Below are 5,725 nucleotides of genomic sequence, written 5' to 3'. Positions count from 1 at the left end.
GCCGCCGTTTGGGGCCCATTTCATCCTGCCCCAAACGCCGGCATGCCCCACTGCTCCGGTTAACTCGCACGTTGGGCTGATTAGAAATCACCGATTAACAAACTGTAATAAGCATTGCGGGAAACGTGAGGACATATATAGTGGCGCGAACTTTTCACGAAATTGTCGACAGTTATTACGAATCGGCAAAGAACAAATGCAATGCGCATTTCAGAGTCGCTGAGCGACATAAACGGAATCACAGGCATCTTGGTATAGCGGCTACATCCTTCAGCGCGCTCGTGGGAACTGCTGTAGTCTCCTCTCTCGTGCAGGATAAACCAGAAACGTGGTTGCAAATTACTGCCACTTTGATGTCTATAACCGCTGTAGTACTAACAGCGCTACAGACATTTTTGGATGACGCTGGTCTTGCTGCCCAACATAAGTCAGCTGCAGCTGGTTACGAAAGCATTAAGCGAGCTCTTGACTTCGTTTCCATGAAGTACCCGGACGCGAAAGGGCATGTAGAAGAACCGGGTACGGCAGAATTGGAATCAATTCGTGCCACTTTAGATGACTTAGTAAAGCAAAGTCCAAGCATCCCTGATAAGGATTACGATGCAGTCGCGCAAGGTAGAAAAAACAAGCTATAATTGACCAACAAATCGGTCAAAGGAACGCGCCGCCTGTTGGAAGTTTTGGTTTTTTTATCAAGGTTCGGCGGCTTCGTTTTGCTTTCGTTGGCGGCGCGCCCCTTACCTCGCCATTAGGTTTCTCTTGTTTTGACAATGGACACAATCGCCTGCTCTTCCTGCTTCGTTGATCAAGGCCTACGGCTTGACGCTGAGCAGATAGGTATCGCTGGAGATGCGTCCTGCCCAAATTGCGGCAGCACAGAAGGGAAGAAGCTGGACAAATCATTCCTCTCCTCACTCGCATATCGATTCTTTGTATGGGGGTCATTCGGGCGAACGGAATACGGCGGCGCACCGTTGATTCAGTTCAATGAACTTCAAAAAACTACCATTACGCCGCCACCTTGGATGCAAGCAGATGTTGCCCTGTTCGAGTCGCTATTAGGCATAGGCTTCTTCTACTACGGTCCACGCCTTTGGATGGTCGGAGAGATTGAACCGCTCAAAGCTCTTGAGAGCCTTAAGGAACGCCCAAAGATCATCGCAAAGATCCTTAAGACCTATCCATCTCGCCACATCGAATCAAATAGAAATTTCTATCGAATTCGAAAAGATCCCAAACATCCTGACCTGCACACTGAATTCGATAGCCCACCGAATCCTTATCTGGGCAGCGGCCGGCTCGACTCCCTTGAATTGCCGATTCTGTATGCATCCCCGGACTTAGAGGTATGCGTCCACGAATGTCGCGTTACCGCCGAAGACGAGCTTTATCTTGCAACGTTGGTCCCTTCTCGGGTTTTGAAGGTTCTAGATTTGTCAGTGATCCCCGACGAAAGTGAATCGGTCACCGAGTTTGAGAGCTTGGACATGGCAATTCACCAGCTCTTCATGGCTGGAAAGCATTCCTATGAAATCACACGAGCCATTGCTGGTGCGGCAAAGCAAGCAGGCTTCGATGGAATCATCTACCCTTCTTACTTCAGCTTGCTACGTCTGGGCCTCATGCCGCTACGCACGACATACGGCCTCTCGCATCGTAGGGCGCCCGAACTTCAAGCGCAGGAAGAGTCCTTCACAGTGCCAAACCTTGCCGTCTTTGACCGACCTATTGAGTCTGGCTTACTCAAGGTTGCTTGTATAAACAAACTAGTTCTTAGCAGAGTTGCCTATGAATTTCACTTCGGGCCAGCGAGCTTTTAGGCCGAAACCTAACTGTCGGTTCAACGCGGACGCCAACACTGGCCATGGCTTCGCCATTTTCATGGCCACTGTTGGTGCCCCACGCGCTTCGCGCTCCGGCGCCGGCTAACCTGGGCGTTGTCCCATAAGAGGGCGAGGACACGCTTGCGACCTCGCCCCGGCCCGGCCCCAGCCGAACTAGGGCGCCGAACGCAGGAAGGCCGCAACGGGCTCCAGTTGCTCAGGCACGTTCAACGCCGGCGCATGCCCACAGCCCGGCACCTCCAGCACCGTCAGCCGCCCCGCCGCACCGGGCCCGCGGTGGCGCATCGCCTCGACCGTGTCTGGCAACACCAGGTCCGACTCGGCGCCGCGCAGGATCATCACCGGCACGTCGATGGCGTCGTAGTGCGGCCAGATGAGGTAGTCGTCGTCGTGCACGGTGAACTGGCGCACCATGGCCGGGTCGTAATGCGGCGTGACGCGCCCGTCGGGCAGGCGACGGGTCGAGGTTTCGGTCATCCGCCGCCATTGCGCATCGCTGAGCCAGCCGTAAGGCTTGTAGACGGTGCGCAGAAAGGCTTCCAGTTCGCTCACGGTGTCGAAGGCCGGCGGATTGCCCGCATAGGCCTTGATGCGCTCGATGGCCGCGGCGGCCAGTTGGGGCGCGTTGTCGTTGAGCACCAGCGCGGCGATGCGTTTCTTCATCGCCGGGACCACAAGGCCGGACGCGCACACCGTGCCGATGGCGCCGCCCATGGAAGTGCCCACCCAGTGCACGCGGGCCAGGCCCAGGTGCTCGCACAGCGCGTCGGCCAGGCGCGCGTAGAAAGCCAGTTGGTATTCCTCGTCAGGCGCCGGGCTCCATTGGCTGAGGCCGCGGCCCAGGGTGTCGGGACAGATCACCCGCCAGCCTTCGGCCACCAGGTGCACCGCCAGTTCATCCATGTCGCGGCCCGTGCGGGCCAGGCCGTGCCAGGCGATCACCGCGGGCGCGGCCGGGTCGCCCCAGTCCATCCAGTGGATCTCGCGGCCGACCAGCTGCGCGTAGTGGGAAGTGGGGGTGACGCTCATTTCGCGCTCCTGCTGCGCAGCTTGCCGACGATGCCGGTGGGAAAGTAATAGACCGAGAGCACGAAGAGCACGCCCAGCCACAGCAGCCAGCGGTCGGGCGAGAGCACCGCCGACAGCCAGGGCAGCCCGCTGGCCGCCTCGCTGCCCAGGCGCAGCAGGTCCTGCAGATAACTCTGCGCCACCACGAACAGCACCGCGCCGATGGCCGCGCCGTAGATGGTGCCCATGCCGCCGATCACCACGATCAGCAGCACGTCGACCATGATCTCGAAGCTGAGCGAGGTGTCCGGCCCGTTGTAGCGCAGCCAGATCGCGAGCATGGCGCCGGCCAGCGTCGCGAACAGCGCCGACAGCACCGCCGACAGCGTGCGGAACACCACCACCCGGTAGCCGATGGCCTCGGCGCGGAACTCGTTCTCGCGGATGGCCTGCAGCACGCGGCCGAAGGGCGAATTGACGATGCGCAGCAGCGCCAGCACCAGCACCACGGCCAGCACGAAGAGCAGGTAGTAGCACAGCAGCCGGCCATCGAGCGAGATGCCGAGGAAGGGCTCCTCGCTGAACTCGAAGCTGGGCGAGATCAGTTCCGGCAGCTTGAAGGTCAGCCCGTCCTCGCCACCGGTGAAGTCCGACAGCTGCGAGGCCAGCGTCTGGAAGGCCGACGCCACCGCCAGCGTGATCATGGCGAAGAAGATGGCCCGCACCCGCAGCGAGAACAGGCCCACCGCCAGCGCCAGCACCAGCGAGACGGCCAGCGCGCACAGCACCCCGACGAGCACCGCGTCCCAACCCGCGCCCATGCGCGTGGCGGCGATGGCCACGCCATAGGCGCCGATGCCGAAGAACATGGTGTGGGCGAAGCTCACGATGCCGGTGTAGCCCAGCAGCAGGTCGAAGCTGGCCACCAGCACGATGAACACCAGGATCTTGGCCGCCACATTGAGCGCCTTGACGCCCGGGAAGAGAAAGGGCGCGAAGGCCAGGCCCAGCAGCACGGCCAGCAGCAGCACGGCCAGCACCTTGCTGCGCGGCAGGTCGTTGGAGAGAAGGCGTCGAAGCATGATCGGTCCCCTTCCCTTTCAGCGGCTGCCCGCCACGGGGTACACGCCCTGTGGCCGCCACAGCAGGATCGCCACCATCAGCGCGATGTTGGAGAACAGCGCGACCTTCGGCGCGACGAAGCCGGTGTAGTTGGCCATCAGCCCCACCAGCAGTGCGCCGATCAGCGCCCCGGTGGTCGAGCCCAGGCCGCCGATGATGATGACGATGAAGATCAGCACGTTGACCTGCGCCCCCATCTGCGGGATCACGTTCTGCTGGTACAGGCCCCACATCACGCCACCCAGGCCGGCCAGCGCGCTGCCCGCCACGAAGATGCCGATGAAGAGCACGCGGATGCGGTAGCCAAGGGACTCGACCATCTCGCGGTCCTGCACGCCGGCGCGGATCAGCAGGCCGATCTTGGTGCGGGCCAGCGTCCAGGCCAGCAGGCCGAAGACCAGGGCGCCGACGATCACGGCCAGCACGCGGTACTTCTCCACCGCCGCATCGCCCCACAGCCAGGAGCCGCGCAGGCCCTCGGGCAGCGGCAGCGGAATCTGCGCCGGGCCCCAGATGACCTTGATCAGCTCCTCGCCGATGATCATGCCGCCCATCGTGATGAGGATCTGCTTCAGGTGCTGGCCATACACGGGCCGCACGATGAATCGCTCGAAGGCCAGGCCCACGGCGCCGGCCACCAGCATCGCGACCACCATGGCCGGCAGCACCGCCACCAGGTTGGTGAGGATGGAGCTGGACTGCGTCCAGTCGCCCATGGCGCCCAGCACGCTGGTGGCGACGAAGGCGCCCAGCGCGATGAACACGCCGTGGCCGAAGTTCAGCACGTCCATCAGCCCGAAGACCAGCGTCAGGCCCGAAGCGATGATGAACACGATCATGCCCATGGCCAGGCCGGCGATGGTCAGCGTGAGCCAGGTGGAAGGCGAGCCCACCAGCGGCAGGGCCACCAGCGCGAGCGCGGGCACCAGCAGCAGCGGCTTCCAGTCGATGTCTTTGGCGAGGGTCGTCATAGGGCCAGTCCCAGCAGGCGCTGCTGCAGTTGCGTGTCGGCCGAGAACTCGGCCATGCCGCCGGCGTGCACCACGCGGCCGTTGTCCATCACGGCCACGGTGTCGCCCAGGCGTTGGGCGAAGTGGATGTTCTGCTCCACCAGCAGGATGGTCACGCCGCTGGCCTTGAGCTCGGCGAAGGCGTCGATCATGTTGTTGATGATGGCCGGCGCCAGGCCCTTGCTGGGCTCGTCGATGATGAGCAGCTCGCGCGGCTCGACGATGGCGCGCGAGACGGCCAGCATCTGCTTCTGGCCGCCGGAGAGCTTGCCGGCCGGGTGGTTCCAGAATTTCTCCACTGCGGGGAAGAGCCGGAAGATCCACTTCAGTCGCGTCTCGTCCATGTCCTGCGCGCGGCGGGCGCCGCGGGCGGCCAGCAGCATGTTCTCCTTCACGGTGAGGTCCGCGAAGATGCCCATGGTCTCGGGCACGTAGGCGATGCCGAGGTCGGCGATCTGCGGTGTGGGCAGGTTGGCGATGCTCTTGCCTGCGAACTGCACGCGGCCCTGCGCCACCTTCCACAGACCCATGATCGTGCGCAGCGTGGTGGTCTTGCCGGCGCCGTTGCGACCCAGCAGCATGGTGAGCTGGCCCTTGGGCACCGCCAGGTCCACGCCGTGGAGGATGTGGTACGCGCCGATGTGGGTGTGCACGCCGTCCAGCGTGAGGAGTGCTTGATTCATGGCTGTTGCTCCTTCCCCCGCTGGGGGAAGGTGGGGATGGGGGCCGCATCGCGTTGAA

At 62.3% G+C, this 5,725-nt stretch carries 6 protein-coding genes; 2 read left to right on the top strand and 4 right to left on the bottom strand.

The window, feature by feature from the left end; genetic code table 11:
- The first annotated feature begins 125 nt into the window (after nt 1-125).
- Together QZ772_RS03880 and QZ772_RS03875 are read left to right on the top strand one after the other, a co-directional pair.
- On the top strand, nt 126-635 hold the full coding sequence (locus QZ772_RS03880) for an SLATT domain-containing protein (RefSeq protein ID WP_366510530.1): 510 nt from the start codon (nt 126-128) through the stop codon (nt 633-635).
- Between the two features lie 135 nt (nt 636-770).
- Entirely contained in the window at nt 771-1,820 is a 1,050-nt protein-coding gene (locus tag QZ772_RS03875; RefSeq protein ID WP_295523211.1) for an RES family NAD+ phosphorylase, read from the top strand.
- Nucleotides 1,821-1,997: 177 nt separating this feature from the next.
- Here the strand turns inward: QZ772_RS03875 and QZ772_RS03870 are convergent, their stop codons facing one another.
- Genes QZ772_RS03870 through QZ772_RS03855 form a run of 4 tightly spaced genes read right to left on the bottom strand, consistent with a single transcriptional unit; the run spans nt 1,998 to nt 5,667 of the window.
- A complete protein-coding gene (locus QZ772_RS03870) occupies nt 1,998-2,873 on the bottom strand; it encodes an alpha/beta fold hydrolase (RefSeq protein ID WP_295523209.1) in 876 nt (291 codons plus the stop codon).
- Nucleotides 2,870-3,934 (bottom strand): branched-chain amino acid ABC transporter permease, encoded by a 1,065-nt coding sequence (locus QZ772_RS03865; RefSeq protein ID WP_295523207.1) that lies wholly within the window; start codon nt 3,932-3,934, stop codon nt 2,870-2,872. The genes QZ772_RS03870 and QZ772_RS03865 overlap by 4 nt, the downstream gene beginning before the upstream one ends.
- An 18-nt stretch (nt 3,935-3,952) precedes the next feature.
- Nucleotides 3,953-4,945, bottom strand: a complete 993-nt coding sequence (locus QZ772_RS03860; protein WP_114803565.1) for a branched-chain amino acid ABC transporter permease — start codon at nt 4,943-4,945, stop codon at nt 3,953-3,955.
- Nucleotides 4,942-5,667, bottom strand: a complete 726-nt coding sequence (locus tag QZ772_RS03855) for an ABC transporter ATP-binding protein (RefSeq protein WP_295523204.1) — start codon at nt 5,665-5,667, stop codon at nt 4,942-4,944. The genes QZ772_RS03860 and QZ772_RS03855 overlap by 4 nt, the downstream gene beginning before the upstream one ends.
- Between the last annotated feature and the right edge of the window lie 58 nt (nt 5,668-5,725).

It is taken from the genome of uncultured Pseudacidovorax sp., assembly GCF_913773995.1.
GTDB lineage: Bacteria > Pseudomonadota > Gammaproteobacteria > Burkholderiales > Burkholderiaceae_C > Xenophilus.
The sequence above is the reverse complement of the archived record's forward strand: the minus strand, read 5'-3'. Positions and strand labels throughout refer to the sequence as shown.

Excerpts from the sequence above, each read along its gene's own strand:
- QZ772_RS03875 (WP_295523211.1), top strand. The coding sequence starts at position 771 with ATGGACACAATCGCCTGCTCTTCCTGCTTCGTTGATCAAGGCCTACGG.
- QZ772_RS03870 (WP_295523209.1), bottom strand. The coding sequence starts at position 2,873 with ATGAGCGTCACCCCCACTTCCCACTACGCGCAGCTGGTCGGCCGCGAG.
- QZ772_RS03865 (WP_295523207.1), bottom strand. The coding sequence starts at position 3,934 with ATGCTTCGACGCCTTCTCTCCAACGACCTGCCGCGCAGCAAGGTGCTG.
- QZ772_RS03860 (WP_114803565.1), bottom strand. The coding sequence starts at position 4,945 with ATGACGACCCTCGCCAAAGACATCGACTGGAAGCCGCTGCTGCTGGTG.
- QZ772_RS03855 (WP_295523204.1), bottom strand. The coding sequence starts at position 5,667 with ATGAATCAAGCACTCCTCACGCTGGACGGCGTGCACACCCACATCGGC.